Origin of the sequence: Mycobacterium sp., assembly GCF_002863225.1 — a bacterium.
In the GTDB taxonomy this organism is placed as follows: domain Bacteria; phylum Actinomycetota; class Actinomycetes; order Mycobacteriales; family Mycobacteriaceae; genus Mycobacterium.
The window spans coordinates 42,681-64,175 of sequence record NZ_PKEK01000090.1; the positions used below are offsets into that span (position 1 = coordinate 42,681).

Below are 21,495 nucleotides of genomic sequence, written 5' to 3' on the forward strand. Positions count from 1 at the left end.
CGTTAGCCGAGCAGGCCGTGCAGATCGCGTCGCGAGATCTTGCCGGTGCTGCTGCGGGGCAATTCATCGAGCACGATGATCTCCCGCGGCACCTTGTAGTTGGCCAGATTCTCCCGGACATGCTGCTTGAGGTCATCGCCGGTGGCCGACGCGCCCGGCGTCAGAACCACGAAGGCGGCAAGCCGTTGTCCGTACTGTTCGTCGTCGACGCCCAGCACGGTGGCGTCGGCGACATCGGGGTGCAACCCCAGTGTCTTCTCCACCTCGATCGGGTAGACGTTTTCTCCGCCGGAGACGATCATCTCGTCGTCGCGGCCGACGACATAGAGGCGCCCCGCCTCATCGAGCCGGCCGACATCGCCGGACGCCATGAAGCCGTCGTGGAAGTTCTTCCCCCCGCCGGATGTGTAGCCGTCGAAGCGGTTCGAGTTTCGGACGAAGATCTGGCCGACCTCACCGGTGGGCACCGGCCGATGCTCGGAGTCGAGGATGCGAATCTCGGTACCCACAGCGGGTTTTCCAGCGGTGTCGGGTGCCGCCCGCAGATCCTCGGGTGTGGCGGTCGCGATCATGCCCGCTTCGGTTGCGTTGTAGTTGTTGTAGAGAATGTCGCCGAACTCGTCCATGAATTTCGTGACGACGTCGGGCCGCATCCGCGACCCGGACGCGGTGGCGAATCTGAGAGAGCGACCGCTGTACCGGTGGCGCACTTCATCGGGCAGATCCATGATCCGGTCGAACATCACCGGCACCACGCACAGTCCGGTGGCTTGGTGCCGGTCGATCAGGTCGAGGGTGGCCTCCGGATCGAACTTGCGCCGGGTGGCCACCGTGCAGCCGAGCGACGCGGCGAAGACAAGCTGCGAGAATCCCCAGGCGTGGAACATCGGCGCCACCACGACCGTCGTCTCCTCGGTGTGCCACGGCACCCGGTCCAGGATCGCTTTGAGCTCGGTCGCACCACCGCCGGAATGCTTGGCGCCCTTGGGGTTTCCAGTGGTGCCCGAGGTCAGCATGATCATCTTGCCGGTGCGATCCGCCTTGACCGGCCGATCGCCGAGATGGCCGCCGATCAGCTGCTCGACGGTGACGTCGTGCTGATCGGGGTGGTCGGTCCAGGCGACGATCCGGGTGACGCCGGATTTGTCGGCCAGCGCCCGATCGACCGACTCGGCGAACTCTTCGTCATAGATCACCGCGTCCGCGCCCTCACGATTCACCACGTCGGCCAGCGCCGGTCCGGCGAACGACGTGTTGAGCAGCAGGACGTCGGCGCCGATCCGGTTCGCCGCGATCAACGCCTCGACGAAGCCGCGGTGATTGCGGCACATGATGGCCACCACCTCCGGCGTTCCACCCGGCAAGCCCTGCAGCGCAACGGTCAGCGCGTCGGCACGCCGGTCGAGTTCGCGGTACGTCAGCGAACCCAGTTCGTCGATCAACGCGGCCCGGTTCGGGCACCGTTGGGCGGACATCCCGAATCCGCTTGTGACGGTGAGCCCTTCGCGGCGGACCACGCCGACGATGCGCAGATACTTGTCGGGTCGCATCGGCGCGATGATGCCCGCGCGGACCATGCTGCCCAGCAGACCGAGCGCCATGGCTATCCGATTACCGGTAGCCGGCGTTCCTTGGCCAGCCCGTCCAGTGTTTTCTGCATGACGCGCCGGACGTGCGAGTCGACTGTGTCGATGTCGGGGTTGTCACCGAATTCCGCTGCCACGTCGATAGGTTCGAGCACCTGCATGACGATCTTGGTGGGCAGCGGCACGTTGACCGGCAGCACCGCGGACACGCCGAAGGGAAATCCGATCGAAATAGGCATGATTTTCACCCGCAGCATTTTGTCGAGCCGCAGCAGCTTGGCCAGACCCGTTCCGCGGGACAGGTAGAGTTGGCTTTCCTGGCCGCCGATGGCTACCGCCGGCACGATAGGCACCCCGGCGTTCAGTGCGGCGCGCACGTATCCCGTGCGGCCGTCGAAGTCGATCACGTTCTCCGACAACGTCGGTCGGTACACGTCGTAGTCGCCGCCGGGGAACACCACCACCACCCCGCCGGACCGCAGCGCCTCGTCGGCGTTCTCGTGGTTGGCGCGAATGAAGCCGGCGCGGCGGAAGAAATCACCGGTCGGGCCCATGAAGATGAAGTCGTGGCTCAGCGTGTAAACCGGACGGTCGAATCCGAATCGCTCGTAAAATCCCGTCGCGAACACCGGCACGTCCACGGGAAACAGCCCGCCGGAGTGGTTGGCCACCACCAGCGCACCACCCGGGGGGAAAGACTCCAAGCCGCGGACCTCTGCCCGGTGGTAACCCTTGATCAGCGGACGCAGCCAGCCCATCACGCGCTCGGTGAGCCCGGGATCCCATTTGGTTATCTCGGTGGGTTCGACATCGTTGTCAGCCATTTGGCAGTGATGGTAGCCGAGCCGCTACGGCTCGATACCATCTCCTCGAAAGCCGTACTGGAAATCTATCAAGGAGTGTCACACCGCCGTGAGCACTGAAGAAGCCACCGAACCCGAAGTCCTGGTCGAGCAGCGGGACCGGATCCTGATCATCACCATCAACCGGCCCAAGGCCAAGAACGCGGTCAACTCCGCGGTGGCCCATGGTCTGGCCGATGCGGTGGACAAACTCGACGGCGACCCCGGCCTGTCTGTCGGCATCGTGACCGGTGCGGGCGGCTCCTTCTGCGCGGGTATGGACCTCAAGGCGTTCGCCCGCGGCGAGGTTCCCATCGTCGAGGGACGCGGGATGGGCTTCACCGAGCGCGGTCCGGTCAAGCCGCTGATCGCGGCGGTGGAGGGCTACGCGTTGGCCGGCGGCACCGAGTTGGCGCTGGCCACCGACCTGATCGTGGCATCCAGGGACGCGTCGTTCGGCATCCCCGAGGTCAAGCGCGGCCTGGTCGCCGGCGGTGGGGGACTGCTGCGACTGCCCGAGCGCATCCCACCGGCTGTCGCGATGGAGTTGGCGCTGACCGGTGAGAGCTTCACCGCCGAGCGGGCCCACGCGTTGGGGATGGTCAACGTGCTCGCCGAACCAGGCGGCGCGCTGGACGCGGCGATCGACCTGGCCGAGCGGATCACCGCCAACGGGCCGCTTGCGGTGGCCGCGACCAAACAGATCATCGTCGAGTCCCGCGGTTGGAGCCCCGACGAGCGTTTCGCCAAGCAGAACAACATCCTGATGCCGGTGTTCGGCTCCAACGACGCCAAGGAAGGCGCGATCGCGTTCGCTGAGAAGCGGCCGGCCAAGTGGACCGGCTCGTAGGGGCTCAGGCGGCCCGATCTTCCTCGGCGTCCGCGCTGTCTTCCATGGTGACCGGACCGGCCACTCCCGCCGCGGCGTCGGTGGTCGGTACCGGCGCCAGCCCCGGCTCCGGGGTGAGCAGCATGGTGGCGCGGGCGTCGAGCACATGCCCGATGAAGAAGTCGTAGAGCAGGATGCCGACGACGGCGCCGAGTAGCGGCACGAACACCGGGATCCACCAGTAATTGGTCGTCTGCCCATAGTCGCCGGGCAACGCCAGCTTGTCCCACCCCTCGAGCCAGGCGAACACCCGCGGACCGAGTTCGCGCGCCGGGTTGAGCGCGTAGCCGGCGTTGGTGCCGTAGGAGCAGCCGATCACCGCGATCACGAAGCCGATCAGCAACGGGGCCAGGTTGCCCGCGGGCGCCTGGTTGCGGTTGTCGATCAGCGCGGCGATCAGCACGATCAGGATCGCGGTGCCGACCAGCTGATCGACGACCGGCCCGAGGTAGCCGCCGTGGAAGTACTGGGCGGGCGAGGTGCCGAAGATCCCGTAGGTGTCCATGGCGTTCGATCGGTCGACCCCGGCGTCGTGCGCTTCGATGGCGGCGCGGTAGACCGCGTACACCGCCCCGGCGGCGCAGAACGCGCCGGCAAGTTGCGCCACCCAATACGGAATCACGTTGCGCCAGGCAAACTTTCGCGCAACCGCGAAGGCGAGCGTGACCGCCGGATTGAAGTGGGCGCCGCTGATGCCGCCGGAGACGTAAGCGGCCAGCGTCACCGCGAACGCCCAGCCGAAGACGTTGATCAGCCAGTTGTCCGGCCCGAACGGCATGGTCTGCCGGCCGGATCCCGGCAGGCCGACGATATTCACGGCGCAGGTGCCGAGGCCGAGCAGCAGCAGCACGAAGGTGCCGAAGAACTCGGCCAGCATCGCGCCCGCGATGCCGGCGCGCAGCCTGGTGAAGGTGGAATGGATGGCAGGTGGTGCTGATTGCAGGGTCGTCAATGCGCTGGTCCCCCAACTCGCTCGTGGTTGCTTGGTCAACTACTTGCGGCCTCGGAGCGGGGTAACCGGTCGATTTGCAGGTAAACGGTCCATCGACCGTGACGTCGGCCACGGCGTGGGGGGCAATGTGACGTCATCTAAACTGGCATGACACTTCTGCCAGGCTTTGTAACGTGTGGACTCCACAGAAAGTGCGAGCGTGAGTATTTCGCTACTTCTCGAGATGGCCAGCTCGAGCGATCCCGAGCGGACGGCCGTCGTCTCCGGAGACGTTCGGATGACGACCCAGCAGCTCAGCGATCTCGCCGACGGCGGCGCCGGAATCATCGCGGCCTCGGGGGCGTCGCACGTCGTCTACGTGGGAGTCGGCGGCGCGATGCTGCCGCTGCTGATCTTCGCGTCGGCGCGGGCCGGACAAACGTTCACGCCGATCAACTACCGGCTGTCTGCCGAGGGCATCAAGACGCTGATCGCGCGGCTGCCCGATCCGCTGGTGGTCGCCGACAGCCGTTACCTCGACGAGCTGGGTGGGCCGGCCGGTCTGGACGGGGTGGCGAAACAGGCCATCCTGTCCGACGACTTCCTGGCGCAGGCCCGCGACGCCGAGCCGGCGGTGGAGTTCGCCGATCCGGACTCGGTGGGCATCGTGTTGTTCACCTCAGGTACGACATCGCAACCCAAAGCCGTTGAGCTGACTCACAACAACCTGACCAGTTATGTCACCGGCACCGTCGAGTTCGGTTCCGCCGAGGCGACCGACGGTGCGTTGATCTGCGTACCGCCGTACCACATCGCCGGGGTGAGCGCGGCGTTGTCGAATCTGTACGCCGGACGCAAGATGGTCTACTTGCCCGTCTTCGAAGCGCAGGAGTGGCTGCGGCTGATCGACGCCGAGCACGTCACCAGTGCGACGGTGGTGCCGACCATGCTGGACCGGATCGTCACTGTGCTGGAGGGCGGCGCGCACCGGCTGCCGTCGCTGCGCAACCTCGCCTACGGCGGCTCGAAGGTGCCGCTGCCGTTGGTGCGCCGGGCTTTGGAGCTGCTGCCGCACGTCGGCTTCGTCAACGCCTACGGTCTGACCGAGACCAGCTCGACGATCGCCGTGCTGACCCCGGACGATCACCGCGAGGCGCAGGGCGCCGCTGATCCGTCGGTGCTGAAGAGGTTGGGTTCGGTCGGGCAGCCGGTGCCCAGCGTCGAAGTGCAGATCCGGGGCGAGGACGGCACGGTGCTGCCGGCGGGGCAGACCGGCGAGCTGTTCGTCCGCGGCGAGCAGGTGTCCGGCCGCTACACCGGGATCGGATCGGTGCTCGACGCGCAGGGGTGGTTCCCGACCAAGGACATCGCCATGCTCGACGAGGGCGGCTACCTGTTCATCGGTGGGCGCAGCGACGACACGATCATTCGCGGCGGCGAGAACATCGCACCCGCCGAACTTGAAGATGTGTTGGTCGAGCACCCGGACGTGCGCGACGTCGCGGTGGTCGGCGTCGAGGATCCGCAGTGGGGGCAGGCGATCGTCGCGGTGGTGGTGCCGGCCGCCGGCGCCGAACCCGACGCGGAGGAATTGCGTGAGCACGTCCGCAAGAGTTTGCGGGGGTCACGGACCCCTGACCGGGTAGTCTTCCGCGACGAGCTGCCCACCAACGCGACGGGCAAAGTGCTTCGCCGCGAGATCGTCGAAGAGCTTCGCGCCGCTCCGGCCGAGCAGTAACTCCAACCGAGGATCGAGATCATGATCAAAAACGGAACCCGTCTGGCCAGTCAGGTCTGCGACACCCAGGTGATCGTCGTCCGCAGCGCCGACAGCCTCGACGATTTGCGCTGCGGTGGCGCGCCGATGGTCGAGTTGGGTGCCGAGCGTTCCGGTGAGCTGGATCCCGCGTTCTCCGACGGAGCCATCATGGGTAAGCGCTACGTCGACGACGCCGGAGCCGAGGTATTGGTGACCAAGGCCGGCGCCGGAACGTTGTCGGTGGGCCAGACGGCGTTGAGCCTCAAGGAAGCCAAGCCGCTACCGGCCAGCGACTAGCAATCAGCTCTGCGGCACGCCGTTTCGGCGCACGAATTCCCTTGCCTTGACCAGGAATTCGAGCTGCTCGTAGACCTTGTGTAGTGGTTCGCTGCTGCGGGTGGATCGACACAGCACGACGGCGCCCTCCAGCGTGGCGATCGACATGACCGCCAGCGAGTCCGCGTCGGATTCTCCGAAGCCGTCGGCGACGAACGCCCAGGTGAGCGCCGTCCGCCAGTGCGCGAAGATGCGCGCGGCCTCGGCGGCCAGCCGGACTTCGTCATCGCCCGATCCGATCGCCGCGGCGACCACCGGGCAGCCGGCGTGGAAGTCGCTGTCGGCGAGCACCCGCTCCCAGAAGTCGACGAATTGCCGGACCAGCACCTTCGCGCCCCGGCCGGCGGCGTCGTCGATGTCCGCGGTGATCGCGTCGCCGGCGTACTGCAGCGCCTCGGCCAGGATCTGATTGCGGCCGTCGGGGAAGTGGTAGTACACCGAGCCGCGGGGAGCGCCGCTGCGATGCAGTACCTCGTCGATGGTCACGCCGGCGGCGCCGCGTTCGCGCATGACTTCGGCCGCACTGACCAGCATTCTGGTGCGGGTGTTGCCGCGGGTGCGGCGTGACTGAGTGGCTGACGTCATACAGGTGTGGGGCGGGCCGTCAGGCTGCGGGGCTTTGGCGAAGCTGCGGCATCCGCCACTGGAGGGACCTGATGGACCGCGCATTGAACCGCGCCGGCCGCAGCGTGCTGCGGCGCAGACCTGCCCATTCACCGCTCAGGCGGTAGCCGGCGACATTGAGTTCGACGATCAGCATGGTCATCTCCTGAGGACTATGTAAGAGACCATATAAGACTCGCGTCCAGCAAGCAACTCGAATATCGCTTCGGTGCTGGCTAAAGCCGGATATGACCTGTTGGATCTACCGCGACTCATTACCCACCTGAGGGCGCCGTTAAGCCTTCTTGCATAAAAGTGCGCGCAATCTCATCCGGAGGGTCACTCCACCTGCAAAATGCAGGGTGTGAGCGGGGAGACGATCACGCGGGCCGCGGAGTTCGAGGCGGTGGCGGAGTTTCTGTCCCGTGTGCAGATCGGACCCGCGGGCCTGGTCGTCGAGGGCGAGGCCGGTATCGGCAAGACGACGTTGTTGCTCGACGCCGTCGCCGAGGCGGAGCGGCGCGGGTTCCGGGTACTCGCGGCGCAGGGCTCGCCCGCCGAAGTGACCTATGCCTACGCCGCAATCGCAGACCTGCTGCGCGATGTCGACGTCGAGATGTTGCCCGCTCTGCATCGCGTCGCACTGGAGCGGGCCTGCAGTGGCGAGGCCGAGAACGGCGGCCCCGCCACCGACGAGCGGACGGTGGCCACCGCCTTGACGTCGGTGGTCGATCAGGTCAGCGGCCAGGTCCCGGTGCTGTTGGTGGTCGATGACGTCCAGTGGTTGGACGCGTCCAGTCGTGCCGTGCTCGGCTTCGCGGCTCGCCGACTCACCGGGCCGGTCGGGCTGGTGTTGAGCTTTCGCACCGGCGAACCGGATTCGGATGACGAGCGATCGTGGTTGCAGTTCCATCGACCCGAGAGCGTCAGCGGGGTCACGCTGCGACCGCTGGGCCGTCGGGCAGTGCACGCGTTGGTCACCGACCGACTGGGCCGCCCGCTGCCACGCCCGACGATCACTCGGATCTACGAGCTGTCCGGCGGCAATCCTTTTTTCGCAGTCGAGTTGGCGCGCTGCGCGGCCGATGACCTCAGCGCCAACAAAGTCGACCTGCCCGACAGTCTCGCCGCACTGGTGCGCCAGCGCGTCGGTCGCGTCGACATCGACGCCGCTGAGGTGCTGCTGGCGGTGGCGTGCAGTGCGGCGCCGACTCTCGAGTCGGTCGCACGCGCAACCGACAGGTCGACGGCCGATGTCGTCGAGGTGCTCGAATCGATGCGGCGGTTGCGCATCCTCGTCGTGGACGGCGACCGGGTGCGGTTTTCTCATCCGTTGTTCGCGTCCGGGGTGTACACCGATGCCAGCCCGTCGCAGCGCAGAGCCATGCACCGAAGACTCGCCGCCATCGTCGACCGGCCGGAAATCATGGCCCGCCATCTCGCCCTGGCCGCCGCCACCGGTGACGCGACCATGCTTTCGGCGCTGGACGCGGCGGCCGACGCGACCATCGCGCAGGGCGCTCCGGCTGTTGCGGCCGAACTGCTGGAACTGGCCTTGACGCTCGGCGGCGATGCCGTCTGGCGACTGATCCGGTTGGGCGAGCTGCACTTTCGGGCAGGTGCATTCGTCGCGGCGCGCACCCGGTTGCAAGCGGCGCTGGACGAGGCGCCACCAGGGGCGCTGCGTTGTCTGGCGCTGATGTGGTTGGGCGGGGTCAAAGCCTACGACGACGACATGGCCGGCGCCGTCGACACGATGAGCGAGGCGGTCGACGAGCTGGGGGACAATCCAGCCCTCGGTCTGCTGTGTCGACTGCGATTGGCCTTGGCGTTGGTGATGGCCGATCGCCTCAGCGACGCGTTGCGCATCATCCGGGAAGCGGTCGAGCTCGCCGATCAGGTTGGCGTACCGGGCCTGCGAAGCCAGGCGAGGTCGGTCTGGGTGGCCGCCAGCTTCGTCGCCGGCCTGGGTGTCGATGAGCAATCGCTGCAGGTGGCGCGGGAACTCGAGGATCCCGCCAGCGGAGCGACCACAACTTTCCGCGCCAGCGCCGTAGAGGCGATGGTCCACGGTTGTATGGGTGAACTCGACCGCGCCAGAAAAGAAATGCGGGCGGTTCGGCAGCAGATGCTCGACGGTGGCACCGAGGTCGACATCGTCTGGGCTGCAGCACATGTCGCGAAGGTGGACTTGTGGTCCGGCCGCTACGCCGATGCCGCCCGGGCCGCGCAGGAAGCGCTCGAGCACGCGGAGCAGATGGGCGGAAAATTCTCGCTCGTCACCGCATGGACTCTGCTGTGCGCCGTCGCCGCCTACACCGGACGCGAGAACGACGCCCGCGCGTTGGCTCAGGCGGCGGTCGACACGTCCGTGGCGATCGGCGCGCTCCAGATGGCGAAGGATCCGCGGAGCACCCTCGCGTTTCTCGATGTGTCACTTGGTGATTACCCCGCCGCGCTGGAGGTGCTGCGACCCGACCTGGACGCCTTCGACGGCCTGACCACCGAGATCGAAGGTGGCCGTCATCTGCCGGACGCGATCGAGGCGCTGATCGCCGTCGGCAGATCCGACGAGGCCGAACCTCTGATCGAAGCGTTGGAGGGCAATGGGATTCGGCATGACCGGCCGTGGATGTTGGCCATCGGTGCTCGAGGACGCGGCCAGCTACTTGCCGCTCGAGGCGATCTCGACGGGGCGCAACGCGTCGTCGAGCAAGCGATGACCCACCACAAGGGACTGCCGATGCCGTTCGAAACCGCCCGCACTCAGCTACTCCTGGGACAAATCCAGCGCCGCCGGCGCCGCCGCCAAGAGGCTGCCGGGTCGTTGGGTGAAGCCCTGGATGTCTTCGAGCGGCTGGGTGCGCCACTGTGGGCGACGCGGGCGCGCGCTGACCTTGCCCGTCTGGACAGTCCCCGCGGTGACGGGCTGGGTCTGACCGGCGCCGAGCAGCGCACCGCGGAGCTGGCCGCCACGGGCCGGTCCAACAAGCAGATCGCGGCGGCGTTGTTTCTTTCGGAGAAGACCGTCGAGATGCACCTGAGCGCCGTGTACCGCAAGCTCGGCGTCCGCTCCCGGGCGGCGCTCTCGACCGCGCTGGACCAGACCTGAGCAGGCTTCCAACAAACGCTGTTTGCAAACAAGTTGTGCGACTGCGTATTACGCGTGCGTGACAGGCTCCGAGTCCCCAGCAGTGACTAAGCCGCTCCGATTCTGCAAACCAGGCTGACTTTCCAGCACCCTCCGCCGCCGAATCGCGTTAGGCTCGGCCCAGACGATCGAAAGGCGTCAGCATGGGCCATTACAAGAGCAACGTGCGCGACCTCGAGTTCAACCTGTTCGAATTTCTGAAGTTGGACGAGGTGCTCGCCGAGCAGGCATTCGGCGACCTGGATGGCGACTCGGTGCGGCAGATGCTTTCCGAAGCCGCGCGATTGGCCGAGGGGCCGGTCGCTGAGTCGTTCGCCGAAGGCGACCGCCATCCGCCGACATTCGACCCCGACACCCACGTCGTCACCTTGCCCGAGCCGTTCAAGAAGTCGATGCGTGCGTGGGGCGAAGGCGAATGGTTCCGGGTAGGTCTCGAGGAGGCCGTCGGAGGTGTGCCGGCGCCGTCGATGGTGCAGTGGGCCATCAACGAATTGGTGCTCGGAGCCAACCCGGCTGTGTTCATGTACATGGCCGGCCCGATCATGGCCAACATCCTGTATGCCATCGGCAATGAGCAGCAACGTCATTGGGCTTCGCTGGCCATCGATCGCAATTGGGGCGCGACGATGGTGCTCACCGAACCCGACGCGGGCTCCGACGTCGGCGCCGGCCGTACCAAGGCGATCGACCAGGGCGACGGCACCTGGCACATCGACGGGGTCAAGCGATTCATCACCAGCGGTGACAGCGACGACGTCTTCGAGAACATCATGCATCTGGTGCTGGCCAGGCCAGAGGGTGCGGGACCGGGCACCAAAGGGTTGAGCCTGTTTCTGGTGCCCAAGTTCCTGCTCGACCCGCAGACCGGCGAGCCAGGCGCGCGCAACGGCGTCTTCGTCACCAACGTCGAACACAAGATGGGCCTGAAGGTCTCGGCCACCTGCGAGTTGACCTTCGGCCAGCACGGCGTGCCCGCGACGGGTTGGCTGGTCGGCGACACCCACCGCGGGATCGCGCAGATGTTCAAGGTCATCGAATACGCCCGAATGATGGTCGGCACCAAGGCCATCGGCACATTGTCGACCGGTTACCTGAATGCGCTGGATTACGCCAAGACTCGCATTCAGGGCGCCGACCTGACTCAGATGACCGACAAGACCGCGCCGCGCGTGACGATCATCCATCACCCCGACGTGCGGCGGGCTCTGCTGACGCAGAAGGCTTATGCCGAGGGGTTGCGCGCGCTCTACCTCTTCACCGCAGCGCATCAGGATTCCGCTGTCGCCGAAGCGGTCTCGGGGGCCGACGCCGATCTGGCCGAGCGGGTCAACGATCTGCTGTTACCGATCGTCAAGGGGGTGGGTTCCGAGCGGGCCTATCAATGCCTGACCGAGTCGCTGCAGACCTTCGGTGGGTCCGGCTTCCTGCAGGACTACCCGATCGAGCAGTACATCCGCGATGCCAAGATCGACTCGCTCTACGAAGGCACCACCGCGATCCAGGCGCAGGACTTCTTCTTCCGCAAGATCATTCGCGACCAGGGCGCGTCGCTGGGGCACCTGGTCACCCAGATCGAGGCTTTCATCGACAGCGACAGCGCGCGTCCCGAACTCGCCGACGCCCGCAGACAGTTGGCCACCGCGCTGGATGACCTGCAGGCCTGGGTCGCGACCCTGACCGGCTATCTGATGGCTTCCCAGGAAAGCGCCAAGGAGCTCTACCGTGTTGGCTTGGAGTCGGTGGCGTTTCTGATCGCCGTCGGCGACCTGTTGATCGGCTGGCTGCTGCTGCGGCATGCGGAGATCGCGCTGACGGCCCTCGACAGCGAACCGAGTCCGTCCGACCAGGCGTTCTATGCCGGAAAGGTTGCGACGGCAAACTTTTTCGTCAAGAACGTGCTGCCACGGTTGACCGCGGAACGCGAGATCGCGGCGAATGTCGATCTCGCGGTGATGCAGCTCCGCGAGGAGGCGTTCTGACGTTTGACGTGCTGCCCTGAAAAACTGCGGTGGACTGCGCGTTTCGCGCAACCCACCGCAGACGTTGATCCGATCAGCTGGTGAATTTGTCCTTGATGTTCTCGCCGACCTTCTTGACGCCGGACACGCCCTGATCCTTCTGGCCCTCGGCCTTGAGGTCGTCATTGCCCGTGACGTCGCCGACGGTCTCCTTGACCTTGCCGATTGCGTCCTCGGCGGCGTTTTTCGCTTTGTCTGCAATGCCCATTGCGTTACCTTCCTCGTCTCCTAACGACAATTTGTCGCTCACCGGTTGAGACGCATGGTCAGTGTGAAAGCGAACGCCATATCAATGTGATGTGCACCACGGTTGAATTCGCCAGCGGAAAGGCTTGCAGCAGAAGCCTGTTGGCCTCACCGTCACTGGTGCACGTCGTTGACGACGATGTCGATCGAAATCCCCGGCATGTTGCCGACGACCTCGGCGACCTCCGCCTCGCAGCGGGCGAGCGCCCTTGCGGTAGCTGCCGGAAGATCGGCCAGGTAGCGGCCACTTAGCTTGATCGAAACACCCTGCAGCGCAGTCCCCGACGATCGTAGTTGGATGTCGGTGACGGCGTAATCGGAGTCGCCTGCCAGTGCGCGCGACAGGCGGGCGCCTAGCGCCACGTCGCTCACGTACAGCGTGCCCGGCGCAGACCCGGGATGAGGATCCTCGACGACTAGGGGCCAACCGCCCCTCGGCGTCGAACGGACCGCGGTGAGCACATCGTTTTCGATCGCATGCCAACCAGGTTCCGGTTGTGCTCGCATCAGGTGTGCCGCGCGCTCTACCGCGCCGAGATCGCCTATCGCCATTGCAGAAGCCTTTGCTGGAGCGTGGCGCGCGCGCGGTGATGGTGGCCGCGCGCGCCGTCGGGGCTCATGTTGAGGATGGTCGCGATCTGCGGAAAGGTCAACCGCTCGAGTTCCCGCAGCATCCATGCGGCGCGCTGGCGCGGCGGCAGTTCTTGCAACGCCTCCTCCACCGCAGCCAGGAAGGCGCTGTTGGAGGCAGCCGCAAACGGATCGGTGTTGCGGTCGGTGCTTGCCGGTTCTATCAGCCGGTCGTCGATGGGGGTGGCGCGCTTGACCCGGTGGGAATCGACGACTTTGCGAGCGCAGATGGCGAACAACCAGGTTCGCAGCGAGGACTCCGCGCGAAAGCTTCCAATTTGACGCCACGCAGCAACAAAGGTCTCCTGAACGATGTCGGGCACCGCGTCGCTGTCACCCGTCATCCGGCGGGCGTAACGGTAGATCGCGGGACCGTGCTGACGCACCAGTGATTCGAACGCCGCGTCGTCGCCGGCCCGCGCTGCCGCGGTGAGGACCGCTTCGTCGAACGAGTCGTCGTCCTCCACTGACCACGACTCTGCGAACACTGGCCCCCCTGCGCGCCACAGTGGCCGATCGCGGCAGCGTCAACCACTGTTAGCAAACCACGAGTGTGTCTGGGATTACATGCTCGGGGCGTTCGGTTCCGCTCGTCGGTTGCGTCCACCTACCAGTAGAACCAATCGATGAAAGGACGAGGACATGGCAAGCAATCCCACGAGTCCGGTCGCCGAAGGCACCAACGGCCCGCTGGTGACCAGTCACGGTCAGACCACCATCGCCGACGTCGTGGTCTCCAAAATCGCCGGTATGGCCACCCGCGAGGTGCACGGTGTGTACGACCTGGGCGGCAACGCCAGCCGGGCGGTCGGAGCTCTGCGCGAGCGGATCCCGGGCGCGTCGACGAACTATTCGCAGGGCGTATCGGTCGAGGTCGGGGAGAAGCAGGCCGCGGTCGACCTCGACATCGTCGCCGAATACGGGGTGTCTATCGCCGACTTGGCCTCAGGCATCCGCCGCAATGTGATCGCTGCGATAGAACGCATGACCGGTCTCGAGGTAGTCGAGGTCAACATCACCGTGCACGACGTCCACGTCCCAGACGATGACTCGGACTCCGCGAGCAGTCACCTGGCTCGGGTGGAGTAGTGCCGGCATCAGAGGAGACCGACGCCGACACGGTGGCGGGCATTGCCCGCGCCGTGTCCGGCGTCATGGCGCTGCACCCCGGCAAATTCGGCGAGGTAGCCACTTACCTGCCGGGGCGTCGGGTTCCCGGCGTGCGCGTCGACGGTCGCCGGATCGAAATTCATCTCGTCGTGGCGGCCGACGCGCAGATCCGGGACACCGCTACCGCGGTCCGTCGGGCGGTAGCCGAGGCATTTCCCGACGCCACCGCGGTGGACGTGACGGTCGAGGACATCGCGTCCGGTCCACTGCGGCCGGGCGCGGGCGTCGTGAATCCACGCTAGAAAACAGGAGGACGGCAATGACGACAGCAACAGCCGGCATGTTGGCCGGTGTGCTTCTCGGGGTGGCGGGCGCCGCCGGCGGATTCACGGGATTTTTACTGGCATTGGTTCTGGGCGCCATCGGATATGTCATCGGCGGTCACCGGGACGGTGAATTCGATGCCACCACGTGGCTGCGGGGGCGCGGCCGTGGCTGACCTTGCTGCATCTGCGCCCCCTGACTCAGGCGACGCGGGCCGACTGGAGATACGCGAGCGCGCTGTTCAGAGCATCGTCGTCGCAGCGGCGTTGACGTCGCCCGACGTCTACCGACACCGCAGCGGACCGGGGAAGCTGGCCGGGCGGGCTCTGCCGCGGGCCACGGTCGCCGTCGCCGGTGAGCGGGTCTGCGCCGACGTCGAGATTGCGGTGGGCTGGGGCCGGCCGCTGAGTGACGTTGCGGCTGCCACTCGCGCTCACGTTCGCGACGCTCTTGAGTCTGTGAGCGGATTGGCGGTCGACCGCGTCACTGTGCATGTGGGCGCCGTCGTCCCGCCAGGCGACCCGACCTACGGGAGGGGACTGCTGTGAACACGACGGATCTGCACGCGACTGGCGCGGTCTCTGTTGATCGCGTCGGTCTGCACGTTCTTCCGGCGCCAGCGCCTGTAGCGGCGGCCGGCGCCAGCCGTGTCGGCGTTGCGATTGCTCTCGTCCTTGTGGCGAGCGGTGCAGTCGCGGTGCGTGATGCGGTGCTGTCGGCGGGATGGACGCAAGGTTCACCTTGGCTTCCGGTGGTGTTGCGGGCGATCGACAACGTGCGGCCGGGGCCTTGGCTGGTGCCCGCGGGCATCTTCCTGGCCGTGGTCGGCCTCGGACTGGCGCTGACCGCGCTGGCTCCCAGACGTCGTACGGCCCGTCTGTTGGCAGCCGACACCGCGGTGTATTTGCGCATCAAGGACGTCGGCAAGATCGCCGTCGCTGCGGCGCAAACCGTCGGCGGGGTGCTGGAGGCGCGGGCGAAGGTGTCTCGGCGACGGGTGGTGGTTCGATGCCGGATCACCGGAACCGCCAGCCGCGATGTCAAAAACTCCATTGCCGCAGCGGTGTCCGACGAATTGAGCAGCCTGAGAACACCACCGCGTGTCGTTGTCCGGCTCCGCACGGAGAGCCGCTCGTGACCCGGCGCGCCGTGGCTTTGGATCGGGTGGTGACGCTGCTGTCGGGCATCGGTCTGTTGGCGCTCGGCTGTTTCCTCGTCGCGTGGCAACAGAGAATCGTCAGCCCGCGAATCGAGCTGGCAAACTACGTGCAGGCTTGGTGGTGGCCGTGGGCCTGCGCCGCGACGGGGTTGGTGTCGGTAGCGCTGGGGTGCCGTTGGCTGGCAGCACACCGATACCCGCGGAAGGCGTCGAGGGTTTCCTTGGCCGCCAAGACCTACGACTTCACCGCCGACGCAGACTGCGTCGCCACCGCTGCCGCTGCCGCGCTCGGTCAAGAGACTGGCGTTGTCAAAGCCCGCGGCAGCGCAGTCATCGAACGCGGTCAACCGACGGTGACGCTCACGGCGGTAGTGCCGGCACGGCGCGGCATCCAGCCCGGAATCGCAGCGGCCGATCGCACAGCGCAGACGGTCGGCCGGATGCTGGGCGAGGAAGTGGCGGTGCGCAGCGTGCTGCGGATCGACTTCAAGCGTGGCGTGGTTGTGCAGTGAAACATTGCTGAGATAGATGGCCGCGCAGTCGAATTCGTACGCGCGGGCAACTGCCTCGGCGACCCGAAACTAGTCGGTGGTGTAGCCCATCGGCATCAGCACGCTCTTCTGCTGGGTGAAGTGTTCGACACCCTCGGGGCCGTTCTCGCGACCGATCCCGGAGTTCTTGTAACCGCCGAACGGACAGCACGGGTCGAACGCATACCAGTTGATCGCGTATGTCCCGGTGCGGATCTGCTCGGAGATCTTGATGCCGCGCGGCACATCGGTGGTCCACACGCTGCCGGCCAATCCGTACGCCGAGTCGTTGGCGATCTTGATCGCGTCCTCTTCGGTGTCGTAGGCAATGATGCTCAGCACCGGGCCGAAGATTTCCTCCTGGGCGATCGTCATTTTGTTGTCGACGTCGGCGAATACCGTTGGCTGAACGAAGAAGCCGTTGTCCAGTCCTTCGGGACGCCCACCGCCGGTCACCAGTCGGGCACCCTCCTCGACGCCCTTGGCGATGTACCCCTCGACGCGTTCCCGCTGCTTCGCCGAGATCAGCGATCCGATCTGCGCGCCCGGGTCCGACGGCGGTCCGACGGGCAGCGAGGCCGCGAAATTGCCGACGGCCTCGACGATTTCGTCGTAGCGTGAGCGTGGCGCCAGGATGCGGGTCTGGGCCACACAGGCTTGCCCGCTGTTCATGACGCCGGAGAACACCAGCATCGGCACCGACGCGGCCAAGTCGACATCCTCGAGCAGGATCGCGGCCGACTTTCCGCCGAGTTCGAGCGTGCAAGGCTTGAGCATTTCGGCGGCGCGCTTGCCGATCTCCTTGCCGACCGCCGAGCTCCCGGTGAACGAGAAGATGTCGATGTCGGGGTTGGCCGTCAGCGCCTGGCCGGTCTCGATGCCGCCGGGGACGATCGAGAGCACGCCCTCGGGCAGACCGGCCTCGGCGAACACCTCCGCCAAAGCGTTTGCGCTCAGCGGTGTTTCGGCGGCCGGCTTGAGCACCACGGTGCAACCGGCCAGCAGTGCCGGGCCCAGCTTGTTGATCGCCAGGAACAGCGGGACATTCCACGCCACGATCGCGCCCACCACGCCGAGCGGCTCACGGTGGACGATGGTCTGGCCGTAGCCACCGTTACGTACTTCTTGCCACTTGACCTGGTCGACGGCGGGGCCGGCGAAAAAGTTCAGGCAGCCGATACCGCTCATCCACTGCATCGTCTCGACCGACATCGACGGCTGACCGGTCTCGTCGCCGAGCAGTTTGACGAAGTGGTCCTTGCGCTCTTCCATCAGCTTGAGTGCGCCGGCGATCACGGCCGCGCGCTCTTTCGGCGGCGTCGAGGGCCATGGTCCGTGGTCGAAGGCCGCTCGGGCCGCGGCGACCGCGGCGTCGACGTCGGCTGCCGCAGCCAGGGGCACCTTGCCGACGTATTCGCCGGTCGCCGGGCAGTGCACCTCGATGACCTCGGACGTCGACGGTTCGGTCCATTTACCGCCGATGAAAAGCTTGTCGTACTCCGTCGTAGCTTGCTCGGTTGTGACTTGGGTCATGGTCGTCACCCTACCGAAGCCGCCGCGAAACGAGAACACGTTTCATTACTGCGGTTGGAGCACCAGCACGAGATTGCTCACCAGGAACTCGCGTACCACCGGCAGCGACGTCAGCCACCAAGCCCATTTCGGGTGGTAGCGCGGGAACGCGGCGATCAGCGCCCCCGTGCTGGACGCCCAGTCCAGCCCGTCCGCCGCCGACACCGCAAACAACGACGACCCGTAGTTGTTCTTGGCCGGATGGCCGTGTTTGCGGGCGTAGCGCGCCGCCGCGCGGGCTCCGCCCAGATAGTGGGTCAGGCCCATTTCGTGGCCGCCGAACGGGCCGAGCCAGACGGTGTACGACAGCACCACCAATCCGCCGGGACGTGTCACGCGGAGCATCTCGCTGCCAAGCTCCCAGGGGCGCGGGACGTGCTCGGCGACGTTCGACGACAGGCAGATGTCGACACAGTTGTCCGCGAAGGGCAGCGCCATCCCCGAAGCCCGCACGAAGGTCCCTGCCTTACGGGTCAAAACCGTTGCTGGAGAATGCATTTCACGGGGGTCTGGCTCGACCCCGATGTAGCGCAACCCGGCGTCGTCGAACGCCGAGGCGAAGTAACCCGGCCCGCCGCCGACGTCGAGCACGCTGCGCCCGGTCGGCCGCTCGCCGTGAACGCCCTGCCACAGGTCGGCGACCATGGCGGCGGTGTCGACGGCCAGTGGACCGTAGAACTTTGGCGGCTCACCCTGCTCATGGCGAAAGCTCGCCAGCAGCCGCACCGACCGGCGCAACGTCGCCCGTCGGGCGAACACTTCTGCCACGGCCACCGGCCAACCCTAAAGCCGCTCGCCGTTTTCGCGGCGAGCATCGTCACCCGGCTAGGTCGAAGTGCCGGGTTCCTCGGCTCGCCGTTTTCGCGGCGAGCATCGTCACCCGGCTAGGCTGACCCGATGTCCGCCGTTCGCTCAGTGCTGCTGCTGTGCTGGCGCGATACCGGTCACCCGCAGGGCGGCGGCAGCGAAACCTACCTGCAGCGCATCGGCGCCCAGTTGGCCGCTTCCGGGGTGGACGTCACTCTGCGGACCGCGCGCTACCGCGGCGCCGCCCGACGCGAGGTTGTCGACGGCGTCCGCGTCAGCCGCTCAGGTGGGCGCTACTCCGTCTACATCTGGGCCCTGCTGGCGATGGCGGCGGCCCGGCTCGGCGTCGGGTCGTTGCGCCACGTCCGACCGGACGTCGTCGTGGACACTCAGAACGGCTTGCCGTTTCTGGCCCGGCTCATCTACGGCCGCCGCGTCGTGGTGCTGGTACACCACTGCCATCGGGAACAGTGGCCGGTCGCCGGCTGGTTTCTCGGCAGGGTGGGGTGGTTCGTCGAATCGTGGCTGTCGCCGCGGCTGCATCGCGGCAACCAGTACGTGACAGTGTCCCTCCCGTCTGCGCGCGACCTGGTCGGCCTCGGTGTCGAGGACGCGCGAATTGCTGTGGTACGCAACGGGCTTGACGAGGCACCCGAGGCATCCCTGACCGGTGCCCGGGCGCGCGGCCCACGGGTGGTGGTGCTCTCGCGGCTGGTGCCGCACAAGCAGATCGAGGACGCGCTGGACGCGGTGGCCCGGCTGCGGGCGTCGATTCCAGACCTGCACCTCGACGTCGTCGGCGGCGGTTGGTGGGATCGGCGATTGACCGACCACGCTCGACGCCTGGGCATCAGCGATGCGGTGACGTTTCACGGGCACGTCGACGATGTTGCGAAACACCTTGTCATGCAACAGGCCTGGGTGCACGTGCTGCCGTCACGCAAAGAAGGATGGGGCCTGGCGGTCATCGAGGCGGCTCAGCATGCGGTGCCCACCATCGGCTATCGCTCGTCGGGCGGGCTGGCCGACTCGATCATCGACGGGGTGACCGGTGTACTCGTCGACCACCACGCCGAGCTCGTCAACCGGCTCGAGCGCCTGCTCACCGACCCGGTGCTGCGCGATCAGCTCGGCGCCAAGGCGCAGGCGCGCAGCGCAGAGTTTTCGTGGCGGCAGACCGCCGACGCGCTGCGGTCGGTGCTGGAGTCGGTCGTCGCTGGTGACCGCGTCTCCGGCGTGGTGTAGCGGAGGCCGTCGTCGCCGAGAGCCCTGCTGCGCGGGCGCTCGAAGTCGACGGCCCGGTCAGCCGGGCGCTCGTGGGCGCATGACCACCCAGCCGGCAGCTCCGCCGATCAGCGTCGCCAGCCAGATCAGGTGCGCGACGATCACCCCCGCCCGACGACCCGGCGACGCGCCGGGCGTGTCACCGCCGACCCGGTAGAGCACCAGGTCCCGTCCGCGATAGGCCACCGGCAACCGCGCCGACGTGTCGGCGGCCGCGCTGACGTCGCCGGGCGTCCCACGCTCGACCACCAGCCACCCCACGCCGGCGGCCCGTAGCTGGTCCGGGTCGGCGCCCGTCAGGAGCAGACGCTGCACCGCCCGGGCCCGGTCACCCTCGCCGAGCACCGTCGTCCCCGAGATGTTCAGGTCGCCGGTCGTCAACACGTCGGCACGCAGCCAGCGCGGCAGCGGGTCGAGCACCGGCGCCCGGCCGGACCAGGCGAAGCGCCGCATGCTGTCGGCCGGCAACACCGCAACCTGGGCGGGTGCGCGATTGATCGTCGCGGCGACGGCCGGCCAGTCGGCGGGATAGTGCACCGACTGGACCTTCCCCGCGACGCCCCACGCCAGATCGGGAAGCGACAGCAGCAGCACGAGGCAGCACGTCAGCGCAGGGCCCACCGGGCCCCGGAATCCGAGCCACCGGCGCAATGTCGAGACCGCGGCAGCTGCGGCCAGCGAGTAACCGGGCATCGCCAGCGCGACCCACTTCTGCCCGTCGCGCAGCACGCCCAGGCCCGGCACCGCGTCGACCAACGCGTGCAAGGCGGACAGGCCCGCGCCGGTGGCCAGCGCAGCCGGTATCAGCACCGAGGCGAAGGCCAGCACCAGCAGCGGGCGCGCTGGACGCGAATGCTGCAACCCGAACACCCCGGCGGCGACCACCGACAGCAGCACCACTGCCGAGACCAGGGTGAAAAGCGTTGTGCGCGAGGCTGGTACAGCATCGCCGTTCCACATCCCACCCATGCTGGCGAGGCTGCCGAGGGTGCCCAGCCCCGGTTCGGCGCGTGCCGCGAACGCGGCGATGCCCGGGGTGTGCGCCCACATGCGGTCCGCTGACGACAGGCCCAGTAGCGCCGCCGTCAGCCACGGCAGTGCGGCCAGCGCGGCCTCTCCCACGACGACTGCCGCGCAAATCCGGCGCGAGAGCCTGCCCGGAACGGCGATGCACGCCAGTCCGGTGATGGCGGCCAGGATCAGCCCGGTCGGTGTCAGGCCGGCCAGGGCGATCCAGGAGGCGAGTGCGAAAACAATGGGCCAGCAGACACTTTCGCCCGAGCGCAGCACGACGACGGATCGTGCGATCCAGGGCAGGCAGCCGTACCCGAGCAGCAGACTCCAGTGCCCCTGCAAAAGACGTTCTCCCACATAGGGATTCCAGATCGCCAGGGTGATCGCGGCGAATTGTCCACCCGCACCGGTTTCGGGCAGTAACGCGGCGACCAAGCGGCCGGCGCCCCACCCGGCCAGGAACAGACCCAACACCAGCAGGGCCTTCACCACGACGCCGCCGTCGACGACATGCGAGGCCAGCGCGACCCCGAAATCCTGTGGGGTCGCCCGCGGAGCGGAGACCAGGCCGAGTGCGCTATCGGTGAGATAGGACCGCGGCGTCGACACCGCGTCGCGCAACAACAGATAGCCGGGGCTCAGCAGCGGCGCCACCACCAGGAGCGCCAGGACCAATGCGTACCCGGGACGAGACCACCGCACGC

General features: G+C 67.2%; 23 protein-coding genes. 12 read left to right on the forward strand and 11 right to left on the reverse strand.

Annotated features, from left to right (window positions below):
* Positions 1–2: 2 nt before the first annotated feature.
* Together fadD12 and CYU59_RS25440 are read right to left on the reverse strand one after the other, a co-directional pair.
* Positions 3–1,601 (reverse strand): acyl-CoA ligase FadD12, encoded by a 1,599-nt coding sequence (gene fadD12 / locus CYU59_RS25435; protein ID WP_293004059.1) that lies wholly within the window; start codon positions 1,599–1,601, stop codon positions 3–5.
* Positions 1,602–1,603: 2 nt separating this feature from the next.
* Positions 1,604–2,410 (reverse strand): 1-acyl-sn-glycerol-3-phosphate acyltransferase, encoded by an 807-nt coding sequence (locus CYU59_RS25440; protein WP_293004060.1) that lies wholly within the window; start codon positions 2,408–2,410, stop codon positions 1,604–1,606.
* Positions 2,411–2,498: 88 nt separating this feature from the next.
* Here CYU59_RS25440 and CYU59_RS25445 point away from each other — a divergent pair, with 88 nt between their 5' ends.
* On the forward strand, positions 2,499–3,278 hold the full coding sequence (locus tag CYU59_RS25445; RefSeq protein WP_293004061.1) for a crotonase/enoyl-CoA hydratase family protein: 780 nt from the start codon (positions 2,499–2,501) through the stop codon (positions 3,276–3,278).
* A gap of 4 nt (positions 3,279–3,282) precedes the next feature.
* On the opposite strand, the gene CYU59_RS25450 is transcribed toward CYU59_RS25445, so the two are convergent.
* Complete coding sequence (locus CYU59_RS25450) at positions 3,283–4,269, reverse strand: MIP family channel protein (protein ID WP_293004062.1); 987 nt, start codon at positions 4,267–4,269, stop codon at positions 3,283–3,285.
* Positions 4,270–4,468: 199 nt separating this feature from the next.
* Here CYU59_RS25450 and CYU59_RS25455 point away from each other — a divergent pair, with 199 nt between their 5' ends.
* The gene (locus CYU59_RS25455) at positions 4,469–5,986 is read left to right on the forward strand and encodes a fatty acid--CoA ligase family protein (protein ID WP_293004063.1); all 1,518 of its coding nucleotides are present in this window, start codon (positions 4,469–4,471) and stop codon (positions 5,984–5,986) included.
* 21 nt (positions 5,987–6,007) lie between these two features.
* The gene (locus CYU59_RS25460; protein ID WP_293004064.1) at positions 6,008–6,304 is read left to right on the forward strand and encodes a hypothetical protein; all 297 of its coding nucleotides are present in this window, start codon (positions 6,008–6,010) and stop codon (positions 6,302–6,304) included.
* A 3-nt stretch (positions 6,305–6,307) separates the two neighbouring features.
* On the opposite strand, the gene CYU59_RS25465 is transcribed toward CYU59_RS25460, so the two are convergent.
* Together CYU59_RS25465 and CYU59_RS25470 are read right to left on the reverse strand one after the other, a co-directional pair.
* Positions 6,308–6,928 (reverse strand): TetR/AcrR family transcriptional regulator, encoded by a 621-nt coding sequence (locus tag CYU59_RS25465; RefSeq protein ID WP_293004065.1) that lies wholly within the window; start codon positions 6,926–6,928, stop codon positions 6,308–6,310.
* Positions 6,929–6,947: 19 nt separating this feature from the next.
* Positions 6,948–7,103, reverse strand: coding sequence for a hypothetical protein (locus tag CYU59_RS25470; protein WP_293004066.1), 156 nt, complete (start codon positions 7,101–7,103; stop codon positions 6,948–6,950).
* Positions 7,104–7,310: 207 nt separating this feature from the next.
* Between CYU59_RS25470 and CYU59_RS25475 the strand changes: the two genes are divergently transcribed.
* Both CYU59_RS25475 and CYU59_RS25480 read left to right on the forward strand, forming a co-directional pair.
* Positions 7,311–10,058, forward strand: coding sequence for a LuxR family transcriptional regulator (locus CYU59_RS25475; protein WP_293004067.1), 2,748 nt, complete (start codon positions 7,311–7,313; stop codon positions 10,056–10,058).
* A 182-nt stretch (positions 10,059–10,240) separates the two neighbouring features.
* The gene (locus tag CYU59_RS25480; protein ID WP_293004068.1) at positions 10,241–12,076 is read left to right on the forward strand and encodes an acyl-CoA dehydrogenase; all 1,836 of its coding nucleotides are present in this window, start codon (positions 10,241–10,243) and stop codon (positions 12,074–12,076) included.
* Positions 12,077–12,149: 73 nt separating this feature from the next.
* On the opposite strand, the gene CYU59_RS25485 is transcribed toward CYU59_RS25480, so the two are convergent.
* From CYU59_RS25485 to CYU59_RS25495, 3 genes are all read right to left on the reverse strand, one after another.
* Complete coding sequence (locus tag CYU59_RS25485) at positions 12,150–12,323, reverse strand: CsbD family protein (protein ID WP_293004069.1); 174 nt, start codon at positions 12,321–12,323, stop codon at positions 12,150–12,152.
* A gap of 152 nt (positions 12,324–12,475) precedes the next feature.
* On the reverse strand, positions 12,476–12,913 hold the full coding sequence (locus CYU59_RS25490; protein ID WP_293004070.1) for a hypothetical protein: 438 nt from the start codon (positions 12,911–12,913) through the stop codon (positions 12,476–12,478).
* Complete coding sequence (locus CYU59_RS25495; protein WP_293004071.1) at positions 12,904–13,458, reverse strand: sigma-70 family RNA polymerase sigma factor; 555 nt, start codon at positions 13,456–13,458, stop codon at positions 12,904–12,906. The genes CYU59_RS25490 and CYU59_RS25495 overlap by 10 nt, the downstream gene beginning before the upstream one ends.
* Positions 13,459–13,633: 175 nt before the next feature.
* On the opposite strand from CYU59_RS25495, the gene CYU59_RS25500 reads away from it, so the two are divergent.
* The 6 genes from CYU59_RS25500 to CYU59_RS25525 all read left to right on the forward strand — a co-directional run bounded on the left by CYU59_RS25500 (position 13,634) and on the right by CYU59_RS25525 (position 16,096).
* On the forward strand, positions 13,634–14,080 hold the full coding sequence (locus CYU59_RS25500; protein ID WP_293004072.1) for an Asp23/Gls24 family envelope stress response protein: 447 nt from the start codon (positions 13,634–13,636) through the stop codon (positions 14,078–14,080).
* Positions 14,080–14,403: an Asp23/Gls24 family envelope stress response protein gene (locus CYU59_RS25505; protein ID WP_293004073.1), complete on the forward strand. Its 324-nt coding sequence runs from the start codon at positions 14,080–14,082 to the stop codon at positions 14,401–14,403. Before CYU59_RS25500 ends, CYU59_RS25505 begins: the two co-directional genes overlap by 1 nt.
* 17 nt (positions 14,404–14,420) lie before the next feature.
* A complete protein-coding gene (locus tag CYU59_RS25510; RefSeq protein ID WP_293004074.1) occupies positions 14,421–14,600 on the forward strand; it encodes a hypothetical protein in 180 nt (59 codons plus the stop codon).
* Positions 14,593–14,973, forward strand: a complete 381-nt coding sequence (locus CYU59_RS25515) for an Asp23/Gls24 family envelope stress response protein (RefSeq protein ID WP_293004075.1) — start codon at positions 14,593–14,595, stop codon at positions 14,971–14,973. Before CYU59_RS25510 ends, CYU59_RS25515 begins: the two co-directional genes overlap by 8 nt.
* Before the next feature lie 128 nt (positions 14,974–15,101).
* Positions 15,102–15,563 carry a DUF6286 domain-containing protein gene (locus CYU59_RS25520; RefSeq protein WP_293004076.1) on the forward strand — a complete coding sequence of 154 codons (462 nt, stop codon included), beginning with the start codon at positions 15,102–15,104 and terminating at the stop codon, positions 15,561–15,563.
* Complete coding sequence (locus CYU59_RS25525; RefSeq protein WP_293004077.1) at positions 15,560–16,096, forward strand: hypothetical protein; 537 nt, start codon at positions 15,560–15,562, stop codon at positions 16,094–16,096. The genes CYU59_RS25520 and CYU59_RS25525 overlap by 4 nt, the downstream gene beginning before the upstream one ends.
* A gap of 69 nt (positions 16,097–16,165) precedes the next feature.
* Here the strand turns inward: CYU59_RS25525 and CYU59_RS25530 are convergent, their stop codons facing one another.
* A complete protein-coding gene (locus CYU59_RS25530) occupies positions 16,166–17,647 on the reverse strand; it encodes an aldehyde dehydrogenase (protein WP_293004078.1) in 1,482 nt (493 codons plus the stop codon).
* A gap of 45 nt (positions 17,648–17,692) precedes the next feature.
* The gene (locus CYU59_RS25535) at positions 17,693–18,460 is read right to left on the reverse strand and encodes a class I SAM-dependent methyltransferase (protein WP_293004079.1); all 768 of its coding nucleotides are present in this window, start codon (positions 18,458–18,460) and stop codon (positions 17,693–17,695) included.
* Positions 18,461–18,583: 123 nt separating this feature from the next.
* On the opposite strand from CYU59_RS25535, the gene CYU59_RS25540 reads away from it, so the two are divergent.
* On the forward strand, positions 18,584–19,738 hold the full coding sequence (locus CYU59_RS25540; protein WP_293004080.1) for a glycosyltransferase family 4 protein: 1,155 nt from the start codon (positions 18,584–18,586) through the stop codon (positions 19,736–19,738).
* Positions 19,739–19,795: 57 nt separating this feature from the next.
* On the opposite strand, the gene CYU59_RS25545 is transcribed toward CYU59_RS25540, so the two are convergent.
* Positions 19,796–21,493 (reverse strand): hypothetical protein, encoded by a 1,698-nt coding sequence (locus CYU59_RS25545; RefSeq protein WP_293004081.1) that lies wholly within the window; start codon positions 21,491–21,493, stop codon positions 19,796–19,798.
* Between the last annotated feature and the right edge of the window lie 2 nt (positions 21,494–21,495).

Excerpts from the sequence above, each read along its gene's own strand:
- fadD12 (WP_293004059.1), bottom strand. The coding sequence starts at position 1,601 with ATGGCGCTCGGTCTGCTGGGCAGCATGGTCCGCGCGGGCATCATCGCG.
- CYU59_RS25440 (WP_293004060.1), bottom strand. The coding sequence starts at position 2,410 with ATGGCTGACAACGATGTCGAACCCACCGAGATAACCAAATGGGATCCC.
- CYU59_RS25460 (WP_293004064.1), top strand. The coding sequence starts at position 6,008 with ATGATCAAAAACGGAACCCGTCTGGCCAGTCAGGTCTGCGACACCCAG.
- CYU59_RS25465 (WP_293004065.1), bottom strand. The coding sequence starts at position 6,928 with ATGACGTCAGCCACTCAGTCACGCCGCACCCGCGGCAACACCCGCACC.
- CYU59_RS25470 (WP_293004066.1), bottom strand. The coding sequence starts at position 7,103 with ATGCTGATCGTCGAACTCAATGTCGCCGGCTACCGCCTGAGCGGTGAA.
- CYU59_RS25480 (WP_293004068.1), top strand. The coding sequence starts at position 10,241 with ATGGGCCATTACAAGAGCAACGTGCGCGACCTCGAGTTCAACCTGTTC.
- CYU59_RS25485 (WP_293004069.1), bottom strand. The coding sequence starts at position 12,323 with ATGGGCATTGCAGACAAAGCGAAAAACGCCGCCGAGGACGCAATCGGC.
- CYU59_RS25490 (WP_293004070.1), bottom strand. The coding sequence starts at position 12,913 with ATGGCGATAGGCGATCTCGGCGCGGTAGAGCGCGCGGCACACCTGATG.
- CYU59_RS25500 (WP_293004072.1), top strand. The coding sequence starts at position 13,634 with ATGGCAAGCAATCCCACGAGTCCGGTCGCCGAAGGCACCAACGGCCCG.
- CYU59_RS25510 (WP_293004074.1), top strand. The coding sequence starts at position 14,421 with ATGACGACAGCAACAGCCGGCATGTTGGCCGGTGTGCTTCTCGGGGTG.
- CYU59_RS25530 (WP_293004078.1), bottom strand. The coding sequence starts at position 17,647 with ATGACCCAAGTCACAACCGAGCAAGCTACGACGGAGTACGACAAGCTT.
- CYU59_RS25540 (WP_293004080.1), top strand. The coding sequence starts at position 18,584 with ATGTCCGCCGTTCGCTCAGTGCTGCTGCTGTGCTGGCGCGATACCGGT.